The sequence below is a fragment of the Pseudomonas monteilii genome, from assembly GCA_001534745.1.
In the GTDB taxonomy this organism is placed as follows: domain Bacteria; phylum Pseudomonadota; class Gammaproteobacteria; order Pseudomonadales; family Pseudomonadaceae; genus Aquipseudomonas; species Aquipseudomonas alabamensis.
In genome coordinates this window covers 769095-792645 of the sequence record CP013997.1, presented here as the reverse complement: position 1 = coordinate 792645, position 23551 = coordinate 769095, and the positions used below count along the sequence as shown (strand labels likewise).

Sequence of the window (23551 nt, the reverse complement as noted above, 5' to 3'; positions counted from 1 at the left end):
CTGCCCAATCTGTTGCAGCTGCCTGGCCAGTTGACTGACGCTCAGGCGGCGCTCGAGGCCAGCGCTGCGATCGAGGCACGCTGGGGTGGCCTGAACCTCTGCATCCTCAACACCGGCACCTGCGACTATCTGCCTGCCGATGTCACGGCCAATACGTTGTTCGCCAGCTTGGTCCAGACCAACTGGCAAACCGCCAGGCATGTGCTCGAGGCAGCGACGCCTTTGCTGGTCAAGGCACGCAAGCCCCTGGTGCTCGGCCTGTTCAGCCAAGCCTCGGCGGCCCAGCAAGGCGACCCCACCCTGCCCCTCTGCGGCAGCAACAGCCTTGCGCAATGGTTCAGGGAGCAACGCCAGCCCCTTCAGGCCCAGGGCGTCGCGCTATCGCTGATCGCACCGTCGTCCATCAAGCTGCCGGTATTCGGCAAACCCCTGCCGCCAGGCGAGTGGACCGCTGACAAGGCCGCCCACCGGATCGTCGAGACCCTGCCAGGCCGACACCCTGAGCTGGTCCTGGAAGCGCTGAACATGGACGCGCTCTGGCCGCTCTAGTCGACGCCTGGCTTGCCGCTTCTTCAGCGTGCCAGGCGCTGCACCTCATCACAGTCGCCCCACAACACCGGCAGCGTTCGCGCAAAGGCAGCCGGATCACCGCTGGTCCAGAAGCGGGCGGCTTTCGCCGGCCCCGTGGCCAACTGCCCACGGTCTTCCAGCAATCGACGCAACTGCCGTGCGACGGCCGCTCCCGTGTCGATGAGAATGACCGAAGGCGGCAGCAGCTCGGCCAGCAATGGTTTCAGGAACGGGTAATGGGTACAGCCCAGGATCACGGTATCGCAACCGGCTGCGATCAGCGGCTGCACGTAGCCTGCCAGCAGGGTGCGTAACGCCGGACTGTGCAGATTTCCTTCTTCGATCAGCTCGACCAGCCCTGGGCAGGGCTGGGTGATCACACGGACGTCGCTGGCGAAGCGATCGAGCAAGGCGGCGAACTTGGCGCTCTGCAAGGTGCCGGTGGTCGCCAGTACCCCCACCACGCCGCTGCGCGTGGCCGAGGCCGCAGGCTTGACCGCCGGCTCCATGCCCACCAGCGGCCAGCCTGGGTACGCCTCGCGCAGGTCGGACACCGCGGCGGCCGTCGCCGTGTTGCACGCCAGGACCAGGGCCTTGGCACCCTGCTCGCGAAAGAAATCGGCGATCACCCGGCAGCGTTGGCGGATCACCTCGGGCGACTTGTCCCCATAGGGCACATGCCCACCATCGGCCACGTACAGCAGGCTCTCCGAAGGCAATGAGCGCCGGATCTCGGCGAGCACGGACAACCCGCCCACGCCCGAATCCATCACACCGATCGGTGCGTTGCGCTCATCCATGGCGATGTCCGCAGATGGCACAGGCCGGGTCACGTTTGACGCGAAGCTCGCGCAGGCGCGTACCGAGGGCGTCGATCAGCAGCAGCCGGCCGACCAGGGTTTCACCGAAGCCGGCCAGCACCTTCAGCGCTTCGAGTGCCTGCAGGCTGCCCACCAGCCCTACCAGCGGGCCAAGCACCCCGGCCTCGCTGCACGTCAGCTCCGCCTCGCTGCCATGCCCGTACAGGCAGTGGTAGCACGGGCTATGGGCCTGGCGGGTGTCGAAGACCGTCAACTGCCCTTCCAGGCGAATCGCCGCACCGCTGACCAAGGGCTTTTCCTGGCGCACACAGGCTCGGTTGACCGCTTCGCGGGTGGCGAAATTATCGGAGCAGTCCAGCACCAGATCGACAGCGCCCACGGCCTCGACCAACGCCTCGTCGTCCAGGGCCTGTCGATGGGCGACCAGGCGCACCTCGGGGTTGAGCGCGCTCAGGCGCTGGAGCGCGGAATCGACCTTGCTCGCGCCGACGCTGACCGTGTCATGCAGGATCTGGCGCTGCAGGTTGGTCACGTCCACCTCGTCGAAGTCGGCCAGGTGCAGCTCGCCGACGCCGGCGCCCGCCAGGTACAGCGCAACCGGCGACCCCAGCCCACCCAGACCGACGATCAGGACACGGCTGCGCTGCAGGCGCAACTGACCTTCGATGTCGACCTGCGGCAGCAGGATCTGACGGCTGTAGCGCAGCAGCGCCTGGTCGCTCAGCATGGCAGGCGGCCCAGGCTAATACGCGGGTGCCCGGCCAGATCGGCCACGCTGGCGACGTCGCCGAAGCCTTGGCGCACCAACAGTTCACGCACCGCTTCGGCCTGATCGAAGCCATGCTCGAGCAGCAGCCACCCGCCAGGGGACAGGTGCGCCGGGGCCTGGGTGATGATCGTGCGCAGGTCGTCCAGGCCATCGGGGCCGGCGACCAGGGCACTGCTGGGCTCGAAGCGTACGTCGCCTGCGGCCAGGTGCGGATCGGCGCTGGCGATGTAGGGCGGATTGCTCAGGATCACGTCGAAGCGCTGGTCGGCCAGCGCCTCGAACCAGTGGCTGGCCAGGATATGGACATTGTCCAGGCGCAGTCGCTGACGGTTGCGCTCGGCCAGGGCCACGGCCGCCTCGACACGGTCCACGGCCATGACTTGCCAGGCAGGGCGCTCGCTGGCCAGGGCCAGGGCGATGGCGCCGGTGCCCGTGCCCAGGTCCAGCACGCGTGCCGGACCTGCGGGCAGGCGCTGCAGCGCGGCTTCGACCAGCAGCTCGGTTTCCGGGCGAGGAATCAACGTATGGGGCGCGACTTCCAGGTCCAGTTTCCAGAACCCTTGCTGCCCGAGGATATAGGCGATGGGTTCGCCGGCCCGGCGACGCGCCAGGTAGTCGGCAAAGGCCTGCGCCGCCTCGCTGGGCACAATGCGCTCGGGCCAGGTGTGCAGGTAGCTGCGTGACTTGCCCAGGGCATGGGCGAGCAGCAGCTCGGCATCCAGGCGTTCGGTGGGCGAGTCCGGCAACTGCGCGCCGCGCAGCAGGCTGGCGATGATGGTCATTCAGTCCCCCAGGGCGGCCAGTTGGTCGGCCTGGTATTCGGCCAACAGCGGCTCGATCACGGCATCGACGCCGCCGGCCAGGATCTCGTCGAGCGAATACAGGGTCAGGTTGACCCGATGATCGGTCACCCGCCCCTGTGGGTAGTTGTAGGTGCGGATGCGCTCGGAGCGGTCGCCCGAGCCGACCAGCAGCTTGCGCTCGCTGGCCATGGCGTTCTGCGCGGCGCTGGTCTGCATGTCGTTGAGCTTGGCCGACAGCCAGGCCATGGCGCGGGCGCGGTTCTTGTGCTGCGAACGCTCTTCCTGGCACTCGACCACGATGCCGGTGGGCAAGTGGGTGATGCGGATCGCCGAATCGGTCTTGTTGACGTGCTGGCCCCCGGCGCCGGAGGCACGGTAGGTGTCCACCCGCAGGTCGGCCGGGTTGATCTCGATCGCGGCCTGCTCATCGGGTTCGGGCAGTACCGCGACGGTGCACGCCGAGGTATGGATGCGCCCCTGGGATTCGGTTTCCGGGACGCGCTGCACGCGGTGCGCGCCGGACTCGAACTTGAGCTTGGCGTAGACATTGTCGCCTTCGACCCGGGCGATGATCTCCTTGTAGCCGCCATGCTCGCCCTCGTTTTCCGAGAGGATTTCCAGGCGCCAGCCGCGCTTTTCGGCGTACCGCGAATACATGCGGAACAGGTCGCCGGAGAAGATCGCCGCCTCGTCCCCACCGGTGCCGGCGCGAATCTCCAGGAACACGTTGCGCCCGTCGTTGGGGTCCTTGGGCAACAGCATGCGCTGCAGGCCGCCTTCGAGCGCCTGCAACTGCTGCTTGGCCTCGCTGACCTCCTCGACGGCCATTTCACGCAGGTCCGGATCGCTGTCCTTGAGCAGTGCCTCGGCGCCCTTGAGGTCGTCCTGCACCTTGCACCACTGGCGGTAGGCGGCGATCACCGGCTCGACCTCGGCGTATTCGCGCGAATAGGTCCGGAAGCGTGCCTGGTCGGCAATCGTCTGCGCATCGCCCAGCAGGGCGGTCAGTTCTTCGAAACGGTCCTGGAGCGTGTCCAGTTTATTGAGCAGCGACGCTTTCATTGCGGAGTCTTGTCCGTGGGGCCTTCGTTGAGGGCAAACAATTCCTGAGCCATGGCCAGCGCATCGACGCGACCTTCGGCGGACAGCTTCTTCAATTGCACGCTCGGCGCGTGCAGCAGCTTGTTGGTCAGCCCCCGGGCAAGCTGGGCCAGCACTTCTTCCGGGCTGCCGCCGTTGGCCAGCGATCGCTGGGCCTTCTGCAGTTCTTCGTCACGCAGGCGCTCGCTCTGCTGCCGGTAGGCCTTGAGCACGTCCACGGCCGCCAGCTCGCGCAGGCGCACCATGAAGTCCTCGGCGCCGGCGCCGACCAGCTCTTCGGCCGCCTGTGCCGCGCCCTGGCGGCTCTTGAGGTTTTCCGCCACCACGTCGTGCAGGTCGTCGACGGTATACAGGTAGACGTCTTCGAGTTCGCCGACCTCCGGCTCGATGTCGCGGGGCACGGCGATGTCGACCATGAAGATCGGCTTGTGCCGCCGTTGCTTGAGCGCGCTTTCCACCGCGCCCTTGCCAAGGATCGGCAACTGGCTGGCCGTGGAGCTGATGACGATGTCGCTATTGGCCAGCTCCTGAGGGATGTCGGCCAGCAGGACGGCATGGGCGCCGAACTGCTCGGCCAGCAGGCTGGCGCGCTCGAGGGTCCGGTTGGCCACCACGATCCGACGCACGCCCTGCTCGTGCAGGTGACGGGCGACCAGGGTGATGGTTTCGCCGGCGCCGATCAACAGCGCCTGGCTGCGACCCAGGTCGCTGAAGATCTGCCGGGCCAGGCTGACGGCGGCGAAGGCCACCGAGACCGGGTTTTCGCCGATCGCGGTGTCGGTGCGCACCTGCTTGGCGGCGCTGAACGTGGCCTGGAACAGCCGACCCAGCAGCGGGCCGACGGTACCGGCTTCGCGCGCCACGGCATAGGCCGACTTCATCTGGCCGAGGATCTGCGGCTCGCCCAGCACCAGCGAGTCGAGACCCGAGGCCACGCGCATCATGTGGCGCACGGCATCGTGCTCTTCGTGCACGTAGGCGCTGGCGCGCAGTTCGTCCAGGCTCAGGCGGTGGTAGTCGGCCAGCCACAGCAGCACGTCGTCGGCCGACAGGTGCTCCTGCTCCAGGTACAGCTCGCTGCGGTTGCAGGTCGAGAGGATCGCGGCTTCACGGCTGGCGGTCAGGCGACACAGTTGCTGCAGGGCATCGACCAACTGCTCGGGCGTGAACGCCACGCGCTCGCGGACGTCCACCGAAGCGGTCTTGTGGTTGATGCCAAGTGCGAGAAAGGCCATGCAAAATCGCTGGTGATGACAGGAAGCCGATAATTGTCCTACTTCGCAGGTTCCAGAACAACCACCGTTCACTATTGTCTCAATAGACCTTGGCCATCGCAGGTGGGTTTGCCCCAGCGCTTGTGTCATGATTGCCACGACTGCCGGTGAGCCCTCCAAAGCCTCTTCTATGACCAGACCCCACGCCCTGCTACTCGCCTTCGCCCTGCTCCAGGGCTGCCAGAGCCTGCCGTCGCAGACGCCGCAGACCGCTGCGCCCGCGCCCGAGGCGGCGCCTGCCGAACCGGCCAAGCCGGTGGTGTACGGCTCCTTCGCGCCCGACACGCTGTACAGCCTGCTGGTGGCCGAACTGGCCGGTCAGCGCAACCGCTTCGACATCGCGCTGGACAACTACGTCGACCAGGCCGAGAAGACCCAGGACCCAGCCGTCTCCGAGCGGGCCTACCGCATCGCCGAGTACCTGGGCGCCGATCAGCCGGCGCTGGACACCGCCTTGATCTGGGCGCGGCATGCCCCCGACAGCCTGGACGCCCAACGCGCCGCGGCCATCCAGCTGGCCCGTGCCGGGCGCTACGACGATGCCATGACGTACATGGAACGCGTGCTGCAGGGCCAGGGCGACACGCATTTCGATTTTCTCGCCTTGTCGGCGGCCGAGACCGACCAGGCCACCCGCGACGGCCTGCTCAAGAGTTTCGACCGGCTGCTGGTCAAGCACCCCGACAACGGCCAGTTGCTGTTCGGCAAGGCCCTGCTGCTGAACCAGGACGGCAAGACGCAGGAGGCCCTCGACCTGCTCGAGGCGCACCCGGCTCAGGACGACGACATCGCCCCGCTGTTGCTGCGCACCCGGCTGCTGCAGGCGCTCGATCGCGGGCCCGAGGCACTGCCCCTGCTGCAGAAGGCAATCCGCGAGAACCCCGACGACAAGCGCCTGCGCCTGACCTATGCGCGCACCCTGGTCGAACAGGACCGCCTGGCCGAAGCGAAGGCCGAGTTCGCCAGCCTGCTGCAGCAGTACCCGGACGACGACGAACTGCGTTATTCCCTGGCGCTGGTGAGCATCGAGACCCAGGACTGGCAGGAGGCCGAAGGCTACCTGCAAGAATTGATCGACCGCGACAGCAACGTCGATGCCGCCCACCTCAACCTGGGCCGCATCCGCGAAGACCGGGGCGACGCCACCGGTGCTCTGCGTGAATACGCCCTGGTCGGTCCGGGCGAGCAGTACCTCGCCGCCCGCCTGCGCCAGGCGGCCATCATGATCACCCAGGGCCGCGACAAGGAAGCCTCGCGCCTGCTCGACCAGGCGCGCGAGGCCCAGCCGGACCTGGCGGTGCAGCTGTACCTGGTGGAGGCCGAGGCCTTCAGCAACGATGGCAAGGACGCCCAGGCCGAGGCCGTGCTGACCCAGGCCCTCACGCATTACCCGGACGACCTCAACCTGCTCTACAGCCATGCCATGCTGGCTGAGAAACGCGGCGATATCCCGCGCCTGGAGCGCGACCTGCGCGCCATCCTGGCCCGCGAGCCACAGAACGCCATGGCCTTGAACGCCCTGGGCTACACCCTGGCCGACCGTACCACCCGCTATGCCGAAGCCAAGGCGCTGATCGAGCAGGCCCACCAGCTGACCCCGGACGATCCGGCCGTGCTCGACAGCCTAGGCTGGGTGAACTACCGCCTGGGTCACCTGGACGAGGCCGAACGCCTGCTGCGCCAGGCCTTCCAGCAATTCCCCGACCCCGAAGTCGCGGCCCACCTGGGCGAAGTGCTGTGGGCCAATGGCAAGCGCCGCGAAGCGCGCCAGTTCTGGGCCAAGGGCTTCGCCGCCCAGCCCGACAGCCCCCTCCTGCGCAAGACCGTCCTGCGCCTGACCGGATCCGAGAGCCTTTGACCATGTCCATGCTGCGCCACTGCACCACCTTCCTCCTGATCGCCCTGCTCGCCGGCTGTGCCGGCACCGGTTCGCGCGAAGCCCTGCAAGGGCACGGCAATCCACAGCAGTGGCAAGCCCACAAACAGCAGCTGTCGAACCTCGACGGCTGGCAGATCAATGGCAAGATCGGCATCCGCGCTCCGAAGGACTCGGGCAGCGGCACCTTGTTCTGGCTGCAACGCCAGGACTACTACGACATTCGCCTGTCCGGCCCGCTCGGTCGCGGTGCAGCGCGCCTGACCGGTCGCCCGGGCGGCGTGGTGCTGGAAGTGGCCAACCAGGGCCGCTACGAGTCACCCTCCCCCGAGGCCCTGCTGGAAGAACAGCTGGGCTGGAAGCTGCCAGTCTCCAATCTGGTGTGGTGGGTCCGCGGCCTGCCGGCACCGGACAGCAAGAGCCAGCTGACGCTCGATGGCGACAGCCACCTGGCGAGCCTGAACCAGGACGGCTGGCAGGTGCAGTACCTGAGCTACACCGAGCAGAACGGCTTCACCGTGCCCGAGCGCATCAAGCTGCATGGCCAGGACCTGGACGTCACGCTGGTGATCAAGGACTGGCAACCGCGCCAGCTGGGACACTGATCCGTGGCGCGCCTGACCTTGCCCGCCCCGGCCAAGCTCAATCTGTGGCTGCACATCCTTGGCCGCCGGGCCGACGGCTACCATGAGTTGGAAACCGTGTTTCAGTTTCTCGAGCATGCCGACCAGCTGAGCTTCGAGGTTCGCCAGGACGGTGAGATCCGCCTGCACGACACCCTGGCCTCGGTGGCCCACGACAGCAACCTGATCGTGCGCGCCGCGCGCGCCCTGCAGCAGGCGTCGGGTTGCACGCTGGGCGCGGACATCTGGCTGGACAAGGTCCTGCCCATGGGCGGCGGCATCGGCGGCGGCAGCTCGGACGCTGCGACCACCCTGCTGGCGCTCGATCATCTCTGGCAGCTGGACTGGAGCCACGATCGCCTGGCCGAACTGGGGCTGACACTGGGCGCCGACGTGCCGGTGTTCGTGCGCGGGCACGCGGCGTTCGCCCAAGGGGTCGGCGAGCGGCTGACCCCGGTCGATCCTGCCGAGCCCTGGTATGTGGTGCTGGTGCCGCAAGTGTCTGTCAGCACTGCGGAAATTTTTTCACATCCGCAGTTGACACGTGATTCCCTCCCCCTTAAGATGCGCCCCGTTCCCGAGGGAAACAGTCGAAATGACTGCCAACTTGTGGTAGAGCACAGTTATCCAGCCATTCGCGAAGCACTGAATGACCTGGGTAAATACACTGAGGCTCGACTCACCGGGACTGGAAGTTGCGTGTTTGGGTCCTTCCCAAGCAAAGCCGAAGCTGATAGAGTTCTGGCCCTCCTTTCAGAGACCCAAACAGGGTTCGTCGCCAAGGGCAGCAACGTTTCGATGTTGCACCGAACGCTTCAAAGCCTGCTCTAGGTATCGAGTATCGCACTCGAAAGCAACAGATACAGGGGCGTCGCCAAGCGGTAAGGCAGCAGGTTTTGATCCTGCCATGCGTTGGTTCGAATCCAGCCGCCCCTGCCATTTTCCTTATACTCATCCAGGTATACCCTCAGCCTTCAGGTACTGCGCGTGTCCAAGATGATGGTCTTTACGGGGAATGCCAACCCCGATCTGGCTCGGCGTGTCGTACGTCAGCTGCACATCCCTCTGGGTGATGTTTCTGTCGGCAAGTTCTCCGACGGCGAAATCAGCACTGAAATCAATGAAAACGTCCGCGGTAAGGATGTCTTCATCATTCAGCCTACGTGCGCGCCAACCAACGATAACCTGATGGAACTGGTCGTGATGGCTGATGCCTTCCGCCGCTCCTCAGCCTCCCGAATCACCGCCGTGATTCCCTACTTCGGATACGCCCGCCAGGACCGCCGTCCGCGTTCGGCTCGTGTTGCCATCAGTGCCAAAGTGGTCGCTGACATGCTCACGGTCGTGGGTATCGACCGTGTACTCACCGTCGACCTGCACGCAGACCAGATCCAAGGCTTCTTCGATATCCCCGTCGACAACATCTACGGCTCGCCCGTACTGGTCGACGACATCGAAGACCAGCGCTTCGAGAACCTCATGATCGTGTCCCCGGACATCGGTGGCGTCGTGCGTGCACGCGCTGTCGCCAAGTCCCTGGGCGTCGACCTGGGTATCATCGACAAGCGCCGTGAAAAGGCCAATCACTCCGAAGTGATGCACATCATCGGCGACGTCGAAGGACGCACCTGCATCCTGGTAGACGACATGGTCGACACCGCCGGTACCCTGTGCCACGCGGCCAAGGCCCTGAAAGAACACGGCGCTGCACGGGTCTATGCCTATTGCACGCACCCTGTCCTGTCGGGTCGCGCGATCGAGAACATCGAGAAGTCCGTGCTCGACGAGCTGGTGGTGACCAACACCATCCCGCTGTCGGCCGCTGCTCAAGCCTGCGACCGTATCCGCCAGCTGGATATCGCGCCGGTGGTTGCCGAGGCGGTCCGCCGCATCAGCAACGAAGAATCGATCAGCGCGATGTTCCGCTAACGCGGACGTCACGCTGATACATACGCCCCGCCCCGACGTTCGCGCCGGGGCGGGGCTTTTTTGCCCTCTCCGGTCACGTGCTGGTCGCAAGCACCCCCGGAAGGCTCATTTGGAGAAACAACATGACCGATTTCATCCTGAACGCCCAAGCGCGTACTGACCTGGGGAAAGGTGCGAGCCGCCGCCTGCGTCACGCCGCCAACGTCCCTGCCGTTGTCTACGGTGGTAACAAAGAAGCCGAATCCCTGACCGTCGTGGCCAAGGAAATCGCCAAGCTGTTCGAAAACGAAGCGGCTTTCAGCCACGTGATCGAACTGAACGTCGACGGCGCCAAGCAGAACGTCATCGTCAAGGCGATGCAGCGTCACCCGTCCAAGGGCTTCATCATGCACGCCGACTTCGTTCGCGTCGTCGCTGGCCAGAAGCTGACCGCCAAGGTTCCGGTTCACTTCATCAACGAAGAAGCACCGGTCAAGAAAGGCGGCGAAATCTCGCACACCGAGAACGAAATCGAAGTCTCCTGCGAAGCCAAGGACCTGCCTGAGTTCATCGAAGTGGACCTGGGCAACGCTGAAATCGGCACCATCATCCACCTGTCGGACCTCAAGGCTCCTCAGGGCGTCGAGTTCGTGGCCCTGGCCCACGGCGACGACAAGGCTGTTGCCAACGTTCACGCGCCACGCGTCGAAGCCGCAGACGAAGCAGAAGGCGCTGCCGAGTAATCACTCGCACGCCGGCGTTGACCGGGTCACCCTGCCCTACGCACGGTGACCCACCAACTCCAAGGAAGAGCCCCTGACGTGACCGCCATCCAGTTGATCGTCGGCCTGGGTAACCCCGGCCCCGAATACGAACAGACCCGGCATAACGCAGGGGCTCTTTTCGTTGAACGCATTGCCAGCGCCCAGCGCGTCACCTTGACCGCTGACCGCAAGTATTTCGGCCTGACGGCTAAATTCAGCCATCAAGGCCAAGACATTCGTCTGTTGATCCCCACCACCTACATGAACCGTAGCGGCCAGTCCGTGGCGGCCTTGGCGAATTTCTTCCGCATCAAGCCGGAAGCGATCCTGGTGGCCCACGACGAACTCGACCTGCCTCCCGGCGTCGCCAAGCTCAAGCGCGGCGGCGGGCACGGCGGGCACAACGGGCTGCGCGACATCATCGCCCAGCTCGGCAACCAGAACGACTTCCACCGCCTGCGGCTCGGCATCGGCCACCCGGGTGACGCCAAGCTGGTGTCCAACTTCGTCCTGGGTCGTGCGCCACGCGCCGAACAGGACAAGCTCGACGCCAGCATCGATTTTGCCCTCGGCGTGCTGCCGGACGTCCTGGCCGGCGATTTCGCCAAGGCCATGCGCGAACTGCACAGCCAGAAGGCCTGAATTCACCAAGAGGGGAATACCCATGGGTTTCAACTGCGGCATCGTCGGCCTGCCCAACGTGGGCAAATCCACCCTGTTCAATGCCCTGACCAAGTCGGGCATTGCGGCGGAAAACTTCCCCTTCTGCACCATCGAGCCGAACAGCGGCATCGTGCCGATGCCCGATGCCCGCCTGGATGCCCTGGCGGCCATCGTCAAGCCCAACCGCGTGCTGCCGACCACCATGGAATTCGTCGACATCGCCGGCCTGGTGGCCGGTGCGTCCAAAGGTGAAGGCCTGGGCAACAAGTTTTTGGCCAACATCCGTGAGACCGACGCCATCGCCCACGTGGTGCGCTGCTTCGAAGACGAGAACGTGATCCACGTCTCCAACAGCGTCGACCCCAAGCGCGACATCGAGATCATCGACCTCGAGCTGATCTTCGCCGACCTCGACAGCTGCGAGAAGCAATTGCAGAAGGTCACCCGCAACGCCAAGGGCGGTGACAAGGAGGCCCTGGCACAGAAAGCCATCCTCGAGAAGCTCATCCCCCACTTCACCGAAGGCAAGCCCGCGCGCAGCCTGATGAAGGACATGGGCGCCGACGAGAAGGCCGTCATCCGCGGCTTCCACCTGCTGACCAGCAAGCCGGTCATGTACATCGCCAACGTGGCCGAAGACGGCTTCGAGAACAACCCGCACCTGGACGTGGTCAAGGCCATCGCCGAGGAAGAAGGCGCGGTCGTGGTGCCGGTGTGCAACAAGATCGAAGCCGAGATCGCCGAACTCGACGAAGGCGAAGAGAAAGACATGTTCCTCGAAGCCCTGGGCCTCGAAGAACCTGGCCTGAACCGTGTGATCCGCGCTGGGTACGGCCTGCTCAACCTGCAGACCTACTTCACCGCCGGCGTGCAGGAAGTCCGTGCCTGGACCGTGCGCATCGGTGCCACCGCCCCCCAGGCGGCCGGCGTCATCCACACCGACTTCGAGAAAGGCTTCATCCGTGCCGAAGTGGTCGCCTATGACGACTTCATCCAGTACAAGGGTGAAAGCGGCGCCAAGGAAGCGGGCAAGTGGCGTTTGGAAGGCAAGGACTACATCGTCAAGGACGGTGACGTGATGCACTTCCGCTTCAACGTCTGACGGCAGCCGCCTCCGTGCGGCTCGCCACATGAAGGCCCCCACGATCTCCGATCGGGGGGCCTTTTCATTGGGCGATCACCTCGCACCTTGGCACTACGGGTCACGTCACGAAGCGCTTCGCGCTCTGCCTGGTCACGTGCCGCACATCCTGCCCCGCTCAAGAAATCCCACCCGATGTCGATCCAGTAACACCAGCGCCCCAGAACTGGACATGGACGGCCTGGACAAGAAAAGACCGCTCGACACAGTCCGGTCACTTTGCCTTTTCGCCAGGAGCCTTGCATGCCCAGCCCCCGTACCCACATCGCCTCCCAGCTCGGCGTCGCCCTCGCCGCCGTGCTGGCCGTCGTGATCACCGGCAGCACCCTCTTCGCCTTGCATGCGTTGAACGATGCCAACCTCGAGACCCGCCAGGAGCACTTGCTCAGCGAAGCACGCCTGCTGGCCGACCAGCTCGATACCTTCCATGGCTCGCTCAAGGACAATACCCAGCGCCTGAGCGGATTGTTCGAGCGGCGCTTCGCCACGGGCCTGGCCTTGCGGGGCGGCGAGACGGTGGCTGTGGCCGGGGAAGCCACGCCCGCGCTCTACCTGAACGATCGGTTGCTGAACAACGACGTGCAGCAGGTCGACGACTTCAAGGACATGACGGCGGGCGTGGCCACCGTGTTCGTGCGCAGTGGCGATGACTTCGTGCGCATCAGCACGTCGCTGACCAAACAGGATGGCAGCCGTGCCCTGGGCACCCGGCTCGACCGTCAGCACCCCGCCTACGCGCGCCTGTTGTCAGGCCAGCCCTATGTCGGTCGCGCCGTGCTGTTCGAGCGCAACTACATGACCCGTTACGTCCCTGTGCGCGATGGCAGCGGTCAGGTCATCGCCGTCCTGTTCGTCGGTTTCGATTACACCGACGCGCAGAACACCCAGTTCGCCAACCTGACGCGGTTCCGTATCGGTCAGACCGGCTCTTTGGCCTTGCTCGACGAGCACGGCACCTGGCTGGTCGCCCCGGCCGAGGTGAGCGACACGGCGGCCGCCAGCCAGGCGTTCGCGGGGACGGCCAGCCAGCCGGGACGCTTCTGGCAGGACGGCCAGCGCACCCTGTTCAGTGTCACCACGCCCTTCGCCGAAGGCCCCTGGACGGTGGTCGCGAGCATGCCCGAGGCGGAGCTGGAGGAAGTGACCTGGAGCGTCGGCCTGCGCCTGGCCATCGGCAGCTTGCTGGCCATGGCGCTCGCCATCGCCGCCACGCTCTGGCTGTTGCGACGCAAGCTGCGGCCACTGGCCGGGCTGGTGACCCAGGCCCAGGCGCTGGGGGCGGGTGATCTCGGCGCACGCTTGCCGGTGACCAGCCAGGACGAGATCGGGCAACTGGCCGGCAGCTTCAACCAGATGGCCGATGCCCTGACCACCATGGTCGAGCACATTCGCCAGGCGTCCGGGCAGGTCAGCGAGCGGGCCCATGCCTTGGCCGGTCTCTCTGCCGCGGCGTGCGATGGCATGGAGCGGCAGTCGGGCGAGATCACCAGCATGGCGGGCGCCGTGGAAGAGTTCAGCGCCACCTCGCTGGACATCGCCGACAACATGGCGGGCACTGAGCGTACCGCGCGGGACAACGCCCAGCAGACCCGCGTCGGACGCAGCGCCATGGACGAAGCCTCGACCTCGCTGCGGCAGATCGCCGAAGCCCTGGGTGGCACGGCGGCGGCAATGGACACGCTGGGTGCGCGCTCCCAGGAGATCGGTGGCATCGTCGGGGTGATCACCGCCATCGCCGACCAGACCAACCTGCTGGCGCTCAACGCGGCCATCGAGGCTGCGCGCGCGGGTGAGCAGGGCCGTGGTTTCGCCGTGGTGGCCGATGAGGTCCGCAGTCTGGCTGGGCGCACGCGGCAGGCGACCGACGAGATTTCAGGCATGATCGCCAGCATCCAGCAGCAGACCGAACAGGCAATCGGTACCTTGGCGCACGGCAATCAGCTGATGCACGAAGGCCTGGCTCGCAACGACCAGGTCGCCCAGTCACTGGCCCAGATCGACGAACAGAGCCGCGCCGCCGGAGAGCAGTTCGCCTTGATCAACACCGCCACCCAGGAGCAGAGCAGCACGGCGACCGTGCTCAGTCGCAACCTGCAGAGCATCGCTCAGGCCAACGGGCAGCAGCACGAGGTGGCCAACGATTTGGCCGCGACGGCCAAGGAACTCGAAGGGCTGGCCGCGCAGCTGCGCCGGGAAGTGGATCGCTTCAGGGTCAACGCCTGATCCCGGGCCGCACCGGGCGCCGTGCAGGCGCCCGACGCCGGGTCAATGGCTCATCAGTTCCTTGACCCGCATGGCCAGGGCATCCACCGCGAACGGCTTGGTCAGCACCTGCATGCCGGGGCCAAGGTCGTTGTCGTCGAGCGCCGCGCTTTCGGCATAGCCGGTGATGAACAGCGTGCGCATGCCAGGCCGCAGTTCGCGCCCGGCGTCGGCCAGTTGCCGTCCGTTCATGCCGCCGGGCAGCCCGACGTCGGTGACCAGCAGGTCGATGTGCAGGTCAGAGCGCAGCAGCTGCAGCCCTGACAGGCTGTCGCCCGCTTCGAGCACGGTGTAGCCCAGATCGCCCAGCACGTCGGTGAGCAGCATGCGCACGGTCGGCTCGTCGTCCACCACCAGAATGGTCTCGCCCGACTCGGTGGACGCGGCCGGGAAATCGCCGTCCTGATCTTCGTCGCGCACCACGTCGCCCAGATGCCGCGGCAGGTAGATCGACACCGTCGTCCCTTGCCCGACCAGGGAGTGGATGCGCACCTGGCCGCCGGACTGCTTGGCGAAGCCGTAGATCATCGACAGCCCCAGGCCCGTCCCCTGCCCCAGCGGCTTGGTGGTGAAGAAGGGGTCGAAGGCCTTGGCGATGACGTCCTCGCTCATGCCCGTGCCGGTGTCCGCCACCGACAGGCACAGGTAGTGCCCGCTGGCCAGGTCGAGGGCCATGGCCAGCTCGTCGCCGATGCGTCGATTGCTGGTCTCGATGATGATGCGCCCGCCCTCGGGCATGGCGTCGCGGGCGTTGATCGCCAGGTTGAGCAAGGCGTTCTCCAGCTGGCTGGCATCGACCCGAGCCGGCCACAGCCCGGCCGTCGGCGCGGTCTCGACCTGGATCCCCGGCCCTACCGAACGCTGGATCAGCTCGCTCATGCCCGCCACCAGGATGTTCACGTCGGTGGGCCGTGGATCGAGGGTCTGCCGCCGGGAGAAGGCCAGCAGGCGGTGGGTCAGCGAAGCGGCACGCTTCACGGCGCCCTGGGCCGCGTGCAGGTAACGGTCCACCTCGTTGGCGCGGCCCTTGGCGATTCGCGCGCCGATCAGCTCCAGGGAGCCGGAAATGCCCGCCAGCAGGTTGTTGAAGTCGTGGGCCAGCCCGCCGGTCAACTGCCCTACCGCCTCCATCTTCTGCGACTGGCGCAGCTTTTCTTCGGCCTGCATCAGGGCCGTGGTGCGCTCGGCGACCCGTTGTTCGAGGGTGTCGTTGAGCGCGCGCAAAGCGTTGGTGGCCCGGTCGCGCTCGGCCTCGATGGCACGGCGCTCCTGCACGTTGATCAAGACGCCTGGGAAATCCGTGGGGGTGCCGTCCTCGGCATGATCGATCCGGCCATTGGCCTCGATCCAGTAGTAGTGACCGTCGGCGCGACGCACACGGTACTGATGCGCGTAGGCACCGCCCCGTGCGATGGCATCGTCGATGGCATCGATCAGGCCCTGGCGATCGTCGGGATGCACGGTAGAGATCACCTGCTCCAGGCTGAGGCCGCTTCGGCCCAGGGCCGGATCGAGGCCGAAAGCGATGGCGAAGGCCTCGTCGACGGTGAAGCAGTCGGTGGGCAAGTGCCAGTGCCAGGTGCCGATGATCGCACCGGCGGCCAGGGCCAGTTGCACACGCTCGACGTTCTCGCGGGCCAGGGCCTCGCTGGCACGCAGGCGCTCCTGGGCATTGCGCCGGGCGGTGACGTCGTTGAAGACGATCCCGATCTGGCGCTCGGCCGGATCGCCCACCCGCGTGGCGCGCACGTCGAACCAGCGGCCGAAGGCTTCGGCGTAGTTTTCGAAGTTGGCCGGCTCCCCCGTCTTGGCCACGTGACCGTAGGTCTCGAACCAGAAGGGCTCCAGATCCGGCGCGAACTCGGTCACCCATTTGCCGCGCAGGTCCACGCCGGACTCACGGGCGAAGGCGGGGTTGACCTCGATGAAACGGTAGTCGATCGGTTTGTCGTCGCTGTCGAACTTGACCTGTACGATGGCGAAGGCCGCGTCGATGGTGTCGACGACGGTGCGAAAACGCTCCTCGCTCTTGCGCAGGGCGGTCTGGGCATGGCGCATGCTGGTCAGGTCGAGCATCGCGCCGATCATGCGGATGGCCCGGCCTTCGCCATCGCGGATGACGTGGCCACGGTCGAGGATCTCGGCATAGGAGCCGTCCTGGCGCCGGAAACGGTATTCATCGCTCCAGGCGCTGCCCTGGTCATCGATCACGCCGTGGATCGAGTCGTGGATGCGTTGCCGGTCCTCGGGATGGATCTGCGAGAGCCACCATTGCCCGGTGGTCTCGATCTGCGCGAGCGGATGCCCGTAGGCCTGCTCGAGCGCATCGTTCCAGAGCACGTGGTTGCCCACCAGGTCCCAGTCCCAGATGGCGTCGTTGGTCGCCTTGGCGGCCAGTCGGTAACGCTCGCGGGTCTGCGCCATGGCACGGCCGGCCAGGTGCTCGCGGGTGCGGTCGCGCAGGATCTTCATGAAGCCCAGGTGCGTACCGGCCTCGTCATGCAGCGGCATCATCTCGCACGAGCCCCACAGGTGACGGTCGCCCTCGCCCAGAAGCCAACGTTCGTCGCTGGTGCGCCCCTCCTGCAAGGCCACCTGCATGTCCTGTTCAACCTGGCCCTGGGTACGGTCCTCGGTCGTGAAGATGCGGGCGATGTGCTGCCCACGCATCTGCGCGGCGCTCCAGCCCATCACCTGCTCGGCGCCCGCGTTCCAGTCGGTGATGATGCCGTCGGGGTCGGTGAGGACGATGGCGAAGTCGATGGCGCTGTCGAACACCGCGCGCTGCCGGGCGGCATCGCGGACGCAGGCCATCGGACCTTTGCGACAGGGGCTGGGCAGGAGCGAAGGGTGCTGCGGGTCGATTCCCGCCTGTTCGAGCAGGGCACGCAGGTGCGCGACCTCGAGCTCGAGCGCTTCACGGGTAAGGTCTTTCAGGGTCTGTCCTCTCTGCACATCAAGGTTGCCGCTGGCGAGCCGGCTCACGCTGCGGGCGCCACGTAGCGCACAGTGAGGCTCGCCGGGGCGGGCGTCAAGCGTGCAGCGGGCATGGGACCACGGCTGCGGCGGGAATGCTCACGTGCTCATGCCTGCGTTGTCCCCGTGGGCCTGTCCGCTTCTTGGGCGATGCTCAGTCTGCCCCTATACTCCCCCCTGCACGAACCACCCAGGGAGCATGTCATGAAATACGACAAAGCACGTATCGACGACGCAGTCCTGGCCCTGCTGGAGACGTTTTCGTTCGACGGGGGCCGCAGTTGGAAAGGCTATGACTGGGGCGTGATGGACCGCCTGCACGAGCGCGGCCTGATCACCCAGCCGGCAGGCAAGCGTAAATCGATCCATCTGACGGAAGAAGGCGAGGCGCTTGGCCGTCAAGTGGCCGAGCGCCTGTTCGGCGTGCCCGAACCCGAATCGGCACCTGGCGACCCGCACCGGTCGTGAAACCCGTACGGGTCGCCTGACTCAGCCTTGCGTTGGCGCAGGCGTCGTCGTGGGTGCAGGCGCCGGCCCGACGGCCTGCGTACCATCGCTGAGCAAGACCATGCTCTGCGGCGCCGACAAGGCGATGCCCTGCTCGCGCAGGCGCCCCAGAATGGTGAACAGCAGGTCGCTGCGGGTGCCGCCCACCACTCGTGGCCCGGCCACGTATCCGCTGACCGCCAGCACCATGCCGGTATTGGTGAGGTCCTTGAACGACACCGAGGGCGCTGGTGTATCGAGGATCGCGTCGTGTTCGGCGTAGGCCTGGAGCAGCAGCTCGCGCACCTGCTGGGCGTCGGTGTCCAGCGGCAGCGTCAGGGTGATGCCGACCACGCCCAGGGCGTTGGCCATGGTCACGTTGCGCACGTTCTGCGAGATGAACTGCGAGTTGGGCACGATCACCGTCGAGCGGTCGGACATCTGGATCTCGGTGGCGCGCACGTTGATCCGCCGGATGTCCCCCTCCACGCCAGCCAGGCTGACCCAGTCGCCGACCTTCACCGGGCGCTCGGTCAGCAGGATCAGGCCCGAGATGAAGTTCTGCACGATGGCCTGCAGGCCGAAACCGATCCCCACCGACAGCGCGCTGACCACCCAGGTCAGGCTGCTGAGGTTGATGTGCAGGACCGACATCACGAGGCTGGCCAGGAACAGGAAGCCCAGGTAGCCGACCAGCGTCACCAGCGAGGCGCGCATGCCGGCGTCCATTTCGGTCTCCGGCAACAGACGCTCGCCCAGCCAGCGCTTGAGTACCCGGATGGCGAACAGGCCGATGAAGAACATCGCCACGGCCAGGAAGATGTCGCCAGGCACCAGGTTCAGGTTGCCGAGGATGCGCCCGCCGCTGCCGTCCCATTCGGCCAGGCTCATGACCAGCTCGCCGGGGCTGGTGCCCGACGGCAGGAAGGCGAAGAGCAGCGCGGTGAACAGCAGCAGAGTCTTGCCCACGCCCATGAGCAGCGTGCTGGCCTGCGCCTGGTGACGCTGCGCCAGGCCCAGGGCCGACGCCAGCGCCAACCCGCCTGGATGACGCGGCGACAGCAGGGTTTCGCACAGGTCGACGAAGACGCAGGTCAGCAGGTAGGCGCAGGTGGCCACGAGGCTGATCCACAACAGCTTGGTCGCGAGGAAATAGGCCAGCGCCAGGTAGCCGGTGAGCAGCGCGGCGACGATCACCGCCACCCAGACCGTCAGCACGAACGGCACCAGGCCGGCCAGCCCGCTCGGACGTTGCAACTGATGCTGGCGGCGGGCACGCCGGTAACCGATCAGCGCCGCGCCGTACAGGACCGCCAAGGCCAGCGCGGTCAGGCCATTGGTGGCCACCGTCAAGGCCAGGCTGGTGCCGATCACGCTGTTGATCCGTTCCTGGGTCAGCAACAGCATCAGCACCAATGCCAGCACCTGGGGGAACCAGGCCAGCGCACGGGCGACCGGGTCCGGGATCGGCGGCAGGCGCCAGGACGGCCGCTGCAGCATCAGCATGGCGCGGCCCAGGCCGGCGATGAAGGCGGTGAGCACCACCAGGGTGAGGATGTGGTCGATCAGCGTCGAGGTGTTGTCACCCAGTGTGGCGCTGTTTTCCAGGCCCCAGCGCACCAGCGAGACCGAGCCGCCGATGGTGGTCAGGGTGGCCACGGCCACGCTCAAGGCCAGGGCACTGCGCCGCAGCCGCCCTTCGGGGATCCAGCGCAGCATGGCGGCCGCGAGCAGGCGCTCGAGCACCCGTCTTACCAGGGTCCAGACCAGGAGCGCGGCCACCAGGCTGACGATGAACAGCGTCCGGTGCTCCGGGCTCCAGGCGCTGGCCAGGGCATCGGCCGCCTCGCTGCGCAACGTGCGCAGGCGCGTGAGGTCTTCGTCGGTCGGGCGGATCAGACTGGACCAGAACGCCGGGCTCAAGGGGCTGGCGGCACGGCTGCTGACCTGCGAGTTGAACTGGCTGCGGCGCAGGTTGACGATCTGCGTCGACAGGTCGGTCGCCGACTGGGCCAGTTGCGTGGCCTGGGTCTGTTCGGCCACCAGCCCTTTGCGCTCGGCGGTGAGGTCGCGGCGCTGGCGCGTCAGGGTGTCGGCTTCGTCGGCCTGCACGGGCCCCAGCACGTTGAGCTGGTCGTCCAGCCGGGCGATGTCGGTGGTGCGCTGCGCAGCCAGCGCGCTGGCCTGGCGCTGCACTTGCAGGCTCGCCTGACGCAACTGGGTCAGCAGGTCATCGTTGGCGTTGCTCGACACCCCTTGGCGAATCAGGTCGAGCCGGTCGTTCAACTGAGCCAGGCTGGCGTCTTCGGCCAGCACCGGCAGTTCGCCGCTGGCAACCCGTGCCGGTGCCTCGGGGGCCGACCAGGCCGGTACCGCGACCCACAACAGCAGGGCCAGCAACCCTGCGCAAAAACGGTCAAGGCGTAGGCGCCTCATCGAAGTGTCCTCTCTGTCCATCGTCATTCGATCGACCGATTCTACGCTGCTTGCCCGGCTCAGGGTGCCTCGGCTTCACGTTCGAGCAGGGCGCGCTTGCGTTCCAGCCCCCAGCGATAACCGCTGAGCGCGCCGTCGCTGCGCACCACGCGGTGACAGGGAATGACCACGGCCAGCCGATTGGCGGCGCAGGCCTTGGCCACCGCGCGTACGGCACGGGGGGCGCCGATGCGCGTGGCGATGTCGCGGTAGCTGGCCCGCTCGCCGACCTGCAGCGTACGCAGTGCCTGCCAGACGCGCTCTTGGAACGCCGTGCCGCGGATGTCCAGGGGCAAGTGCAGGCCGAGCGCCGGTTGTTCGACGAACCCCACCACCTCGGCCACCACCCGCTCGAACCCCGCATCGCCCCCGATCAACTCGGCCTGGGCGAAGCAGTCCTGCACCTGCCGGAGCAGCACGTCGGCATCGTCGTCCAGCCAGATGGCGCAGATGCCGCGCTCGCTCTGCGCCACCAGAATGGCGCCCAGGCTGCACTGGCCAATGGCAAAACGCACGGTCGTGCCCGCCCCCTGGCCCTGGAGTTGCCGTGGACGCATGCCCAGGCGCTGCTGGGCACGCTCGTAGACGCGGCTGCTGGAGCCGTAACCGGCCGCGTGGATGGCCTCGGTGACCGACCCTTGCCCGGCTGCCAGCGCCTGCTGCAGGCGCCGGGCTCGGCAGGCATCGGCGTAGGCTTTGGGCGTCAGCCCGGTCTCGGCCTTGAAGCACCGTTGCAGGTAACCCGCGCTGAGGCCGAACCGTTCGCTCAGCGCCTGCAGGTCGAGCGCCGCCTCGTCGGCCTCGAGCAGCCGGCAGGCATCGGCGATCCATTGCGCCCGTGCCTGCTTCGGCCAGCAGCGCTGGCACGCCCGGTAACCTGCCTGGGCGGCGGCGGCAGGCCCCTCGAAGAACACCACGTTGTCACGCCGGGGTGTCCGGGCCGCGCAACCGGGCAGGCAGAAGATGCCGGTGCTGAGCACGGCATAGACGAACTGGCCGGCGGCGGCGTGATCGCGGGTGACGATCGCGTGCCAGCGTTGGCTATCGGTGACGTAGGCCGGTGGGGATGACATGCGCAGGTACTCCACAAGGGGATGGCGCCAGTCTGACAGGCCCTGGCGGGGCGAACACTCCGGTTCTTGCGCGGTAATCGAGGAACGCTGCGCCCTCGCTCACGGGCTCACGCCCGCCACAGGTACCAGGCCGCCACGGTCCGATGAGGGCTCCAGGCCTGGCCCAGCGTCCGCATCTGCGCCGGGGTCGGGGCCTTGTCCAGGCCCTTGAGCCGGCGATAGCCCTCGCGCACGCCATAGTCGTCGACCGGCAGCACGTCCAGACGCCCCAGCCCGTAGATCAGCAGCATCTCCACCGTCCAGCGGCCGATGCCCGGCAAGGCGGTCAGGCGCGTGATCAGCGCCTCGTCAGTCAAGGCCTTGGCTTCCTGCTGGGTCGGCACCTGCCCCGTCAGCCGCGCCTGGGCAAGAGCCTGCACGGTCGCCAGCTTGCGCGCCGAAAAACCGCAGGCACGGATGCACTGGGGGTCGATGGCGAGCAAGGCTTCGGCGCTGGGGAACTCGACACCGGGAAACAAGACCAGCAGCCGACCGAGAATCGCCTCGGCCGCACGCGCATGGAGCTGCTGATAGGCCACCGACCTGACCAGGGCTTCGAAGGGCTCGCGGTGCAGGGTCGCGCGGTGCTGGCAGGGGCCGATGGCGGCGATGTGCCGGGCCCAGTCGGCATCCTGTGCGGTCAGGTGCAGGCTGGCCTGGCGATGGTCGTCGGGCCTGTTCGCCGTCAGCTCGTTGTCGTGCTCAGGCATCGCTGCCCTCCCCGGCTCCACGCGCCAGGTTCGAGCGCCTGTCGGCCCGTCGATAGGCAGGCCACGCCGCGCACACGAACAGGCCGGCCATCGCGGCCAGGGCCATGGGCAACCCATGAGGGGCCATGCCCATGGCCATGCCGCTGACCAACGGGCCGATCAGGCTGCCCACTCCCCAGAGCAGACCGACGCTGGCATTGGCGGTCACCAGGTCGCGACCCTTGAAGCGCTGCCCGATCAAGACCAGGGCCAAGGTATAGATGCCCCCGGCCACGGCGCCGAGCAGGACCAGCAGTGGCCAGAGCAGTGCCTGGGCCTGCATCAGCCACGGCAGGCCCAGGCCGATCGCCAGCACCACCAGGCCACAAGCCAGGTGCAGGCCCGTGCGTTCCACGCGGTCGGCCAGCCAGCCCAATGGCAACTGGAACAGCATGTCGCCGGCGAAGACCACGGTGACCATCAGGGCTGCCACGCCGACCGCAAAGCCCAGGCCGGTGGCATACACCGGCAGCAGCGACAGCACCACGGCGTCGAAGAAGGAGAAGAACAGCACGCCGATGCACAAGGCCGGCGCCACCCGTAGGAAACCGCCCAGGGTAAAGGTCCTGGTGTCGTCGCCCTCGTGGCGCACCCGATCATTCGGCACGGTGAACACGATGCACACCAGCGCCAGCAGGTAGGCCACCGAGACGATCGCGATCAGCCAGGGGCCGTGGGCACCGAGCAGCGCCAGCAGGGCCGGGCCGAGCACCTGGAAACCGGTGAAGCTGGTGGCGTACAGCGCCATGATCTTGCCGCGGTTGTGCTCCGGGCTCAGTTCGTTGACCCACGATTCGCCCAGGATGATGGCGATGCCCATGCCGAGCCCGAGCGCCAGGCGCAAGGCCGCCAGCCAGGCGAAGGAGGCGAAGCCCCACTCCAGCAGGGCGATGCTCGCCGCGCACAGGCTGAAGCAGCCCAGGTAGATGACCCGACGGCTCAGGTGTCGGCAGCAGGCATCGACCAGAAAGGCCGACAGCATCATGCCTGCTGCCGGGATCGCCGAGACGATGCCGATCTGCAAGGTACTGGCGCCGGCATCAAGCAGGCGCAGCGACACCAGCGGCAGGCTGGCGCCCAGGCTGAAGCCGACGACCGAGACGGCGAACAGCAGGCCCGCCAGCAAACGTGTGTTCATGTCCACTCCTGAAGGTCGGGGCGCCCTGGCGCCTGCTCGA

Annotated in this window: 20 protein-coding genes and 1 tRNA gene; 11 read left to right on the top strand and 10 right to left on the bottom strand. The window is 66.9% G+C overall.

Going from position 1 to position 23551, the window contains the following annotated elements:
• Positions 1–12: 12 nt before the first annotated feature.
• The gene (locus APT63_03560; protein ID AMA44760.1) at positions 13–549 is read left to right on the top strand and encodes a hypothetical protein; all 537 of its coding nucleotides are present in this window, start codon (positions 13–15) and stop codon (positions 547–549) included.
• 23 nt (positions 550–572) lie between these two features.
• Here the strand turns inward: APT63_03560 and APT63_03555 are convergent, their stop codons facing one another.
• The 5 genes from APT63_03555 to APT63_03535 are packed head-to-tail and all read right to left on the bottom strand — an operon-like array spanning position 573 to position 5299.
• Positions 573–1370, bottom strand: coding sequence for a glutamate racemase (locus APT63_03555; GenBank protein AMA44759.1), 798 nt, complete (start codon positions 1368–1370; stop codon positions 573–575).
• Positions 1363–2118, bottom strand: a complete 756-nt coding sequence (locus tag APT63_03550; protein ID AMA44758.1) for a molybdopterin-synthase adenylyltransferase — start codon at positions 2116–2118, stop codon at positions 1363–1365. Before APT63_03550 ends, APT63_03555 begins: the two co-directional genes overlap by 8 nt.
• Entirely contained in the window at positions 2112–2942 is an 831-nt protein-coding gene (locus APT63_03545; protein AMA44757.1) for a protein-(glutamine-N5) methyltransferase, release factor-specific, read from the bottom strand. Before APT63_03545 ends, APT63_03550 begins: the two co-directional genes overlap by 7 nt.
• A complete protein-coding gene (gene prfA, locus APT63_03540; protein ID AMA44756.1) occupies positions 2943–4025 on the bottom strand; it encodes a peptide chain release factor 1 in 1083 nt (360 codons plus the stop codon).
• Positions 4022–5299, bottom strand: a complete 1278-nt coding sequence (locus APT63_03535; GenBank protein AMA44755.1) for a glutamyl-tRNA reductase — start codon at positions 5297–5299, stop codon at positions 4022–4024. Before APT63_03535 ends, prfA begins: the two co-directional genes overlap by 4 nt.
• A gap of 169 nt (positions 5300–5468) precedes the next feature.
• Between APT63_03535 and APT63_03530 the strand changes: the two genes are divergently transcribed.
• The 9 genes from APT63_03530 (at position 5469) to APT63_03490 (ending at position 14536) form a co-directional block, all read left to right on the top strand.
• Positions 5469–7196, top strand: a complete 1728-nt coding sequence (locus APT63_03530; protein ID AMA44754.1) for a hypothetical protein — start codon at positions 5469–5471, stop codon at positions 7194–7196.
• An 8-nt stretch (positions 7197–7204) separates the two neighbouring features.
• The gene (locus tag APT63_03525) at positions 7205–7819 is read left to right on the top strand and encodes a lipoprotein localization factor LolB (protein ID AMA47782.1); all 615 of its coding nucleotides are present in this window, start codon (positions 7205–7207) and stop codon (positions 7817–7819) included.
• Between the two features lie 3 nt (positions 7820–7822).
• The gene (locus APT63_03520; protein AMA44753.1) at positions 7823–8668 is read left to right on the top strand and encodes a 4-(cytidine 5'-diphospho)-2-C-methyl-D-erythritol kinase; all 846 of its coding nucleotides are present in this window, start codon (positions 7823–7825) and stop codon (positions 8666–8668) included.
• A 33-nt stretch (positions 8669–8701) separates the two neighbouring features.
• Positions 8702–8776, top strand: a tRNA-Gln gene (locus APT63_03515).
• 48 nt (positions 8777–8824) lie between these two features.
• The gene (locus APT63_03510; GenBank protein ID AMA44752.1) at positions 8825–9766 is read left to right on the top strand and encodes a ribose-phosphate pyrophosphokinase; all 942 of its coding nucleotides are present in this window, start codon (positions 8825–8827) and stop codon (positions 9764–9766) included.
• 122 nt (positions 9767–9888) lie between these two features.
• On the top strand, positions 9889–10488 hold the full coding sequence (locus APT63_03505) for a 50S ribosomal protein L25/general stress protein Ctc (protein AMA44751.1): 600 nt from the start codon (positions 9889–9891) through the stop codon (positions 10486–10488).
• A 78-nt stretch (positions 10489–10566) separates the two neighbouring features.
• The gene (locus APT63_03500) at positions 10567–11151 is read left to right on the top strand and encodes a peptidyl-tRNA hydrolase (GenBank protein ID AMA44750.1); all 585 of its coding nucleotides are present in this window, start codon (positions 10567–10569) and stop codon (positions 11149–11151) included.
• Positions 11152–11173: 22 nt separating this feature from the next.
• Positions 11174–12274: a GTP-binding protein gene (ychF, locus tag APT63_03495; protein AMA44749.1), complete on the top strand. Its 1101-nt coding sequence runs from the start codon at positions 11174–11176 to the stop codon at positions 12272–12274.
• Between the two features lie 282 nt (positions 12275–12556).
• Positions 12557–14536, top strand: coding sequence for a chemotaxis protein (locus APT63_03490; protein ID AMA44748.1), 1980 nt, complete (start codon positions 12557–12559; stop codon positions 14534–14536).
• 42 nt (positions 14537–14578) lie between these two features.
• Here APT63_03490 and APT63_03485 read toward each other — a convergent pair whose 3' ends face one another.
• A complete protein-coding gene (locus tag APT63_03485) occupies positions 14579–17512 on the bottom strand; it encodes a hybrid sensor histidine kinase/response regulator (GenBank protein AMA47781.1) in 2934 nt (977 codons plus the stop codon).
• Between the two features lie 243 nt (positions 17513–17755).
• On the opposite strand from APT63_03485, the gene APT63_03480 reads away from it, so the two are divergent.
• Entirely contained in the window at positions 17756–18019 is a 264-nt protein-coding gene (locus tag APT63_03480; protein ID AMA44747.1) for a transposase, read from the top strand.
• A gap of 21 nt (positions 18020–18040) precedes the next feature.
• On the opposite strand, the gene APT63_03475 is transcribed toward APT63_03480, so the two are convergent.
• The 4 genes from APT63_03475 to APT63_03460 all read right to left on the bottom strand — a co-directional run bounded on the left by APT63_03475 (position 18041) and on the right by APT63_03460 (position 23511).
• Positions 18041–20473, bottom strand: a complete 2433-nt coding sequence (locus tag APT63_03475) for a mechanosensitive ion channel protein MscS (protein AMA44746.1) — start codon at positions 20471–20473, stop codon at positions 18041–18043.
• A 59-nt stretch (positions 20474–20532) separates the two neighbouring features.
• Positions 20533–21585: a 6-O-methylguanine DNA methyltransferase gene (locus APT63_03470; protein AMA44745.1), complete on the bottom strand. Its 1053-nt coding sequence runs from the start codon at positions 21583–21585 to the stop codon at positions 20533–20535.
• Between the two features lie 107 nt (positions 21586–21692).
• Positions 21693–22334, bottom strand: coding sequence for a DNA-3-methyladenine glycosylase (locus tag APT63_03465; GenBank protein ID AMA44744.1), 642 nt, complete (start codon positions 22332–22334; stop codon positions 21693–21695).
• Complete coding sequence (locus tag APT63_03460) at positions 22327–23511, bottom strand: MFS transporter (protein ID AMA44743.1); 1185 nt, start codon at positions 23509–23511, stop codon at positions 22327–22329. The genes APT63_03465 and APT63_03460 overlap by 8 nt, the downstream gene beginning before the upstream one ends.
• Between the last annotated feature and the right edge of the window lie 40 nt (positions 23512–23551).

Excerpts from the sequence above, each read along its gene's own strand:
- APT63_03555 (AMA44759.1), bottom strand. The coding sequence starts at position 1,370 with ATGGATGAGCGCAACGCACCGATCGGTGTGATGGATTCGGGCGTGGGC.
- APT63_03550 (AMA44758.1), bottom strand. The coding sequence starts at position 2,118 with ATGCTGAGCGACCAGGCGCTGCTGCGCTACAGCCGTCAGATCCTGCTG.
- APT63_03545 (AMA44757.1), bottom strand. The coding sequence starts at position 2,942 with ATGACCATCATCGCCAGCCTGCTGCGCGGCGCGCAGTTGCCGGACTCG.
- prfA (AMA44756.1), bottom strand. The coding sequence starts at position 4,025 with ATGAAAGCGTCGCTGCTCAATAAACTGGACACGCTCCAGGACCGTTTC.
- APT63_03535 (AMA44755.1), bottom strand. The coding sequence starts at position 5,299 with ATGGCCTTTCTCGCACTTGGCATCAACCACAAGACCGCTTCGGTGGAC.
- APT63_03530 (AMA44754.1), top strand. The coding sequence starts at position 5,469 with ATGACCAGACCCCACGCCCTGCTACTCGCCTTCGCCCTGCTCCAGGGC.
- APT63_03525 (AMA47782.1), top strand. The coding sequence starts at position 7,205 with ATGCTGCGCCACTGCACCACCTTCCTCCTGATCGCCCTGCTCGCCGGC.
- APT63_03505 (AMA44751.1), top strand. The coding sequence starts at position 9,889 with ATGACCGATTTCATCCTGAACGCCCAAGCGCGTACTGACCTGGGGAAA.
- ychF (AMA44749.1), top strand. The coding sequence starts at position 11,174 with ATGGGTTTCAACTGCGGCATCGTCGGCCTGCCCAACGTGGGCAAATCC.
- APT63_03490 (AMA44748.1), top strand. The coding sequence starts at position 12,557 with ATGCCCAGCCCCCGTACCCACATCGCCTCCCAGCTCGGCGTCGCCCTC.
- APT63_03480 (AMA44747.1), top strand. The coding sequence starts at position 17,756 with ATGAAATACGACAAAGCACGTATCGACGACGCAGTCCTGGCCCTGCTG.
- APT63_03475 (AMA44746.1), bottom strand. The coding sequence starts at position 20,473 with ATGAGGCGCCTACGCCTTGACCGTTTTTGCGCAGGGTTGCTGGCCCTG.
- APT63_03470 (AMA44745.1), bottom strand. The coding sequence starts at position 21,585 with ATGTCATCCCCACCGGCCTACGTCACCGATAGCCAACGCTGGCACGCG.
- APT63_03465 (AMA44744.1), bottom strand. The coding sequence starts at position 22,334 with ATGCCTGAGCACGACAACGAGCTGACGGCGAACAGGCCCGACGACCAT.
- APT63_03460 (AMA44743.1), bottom strand. The coding sequence starts at position 23,511 with ATGAACACACGTTTGCTGGCGGGCCTGCTGTTCGCCGTCTCGGTCGTC.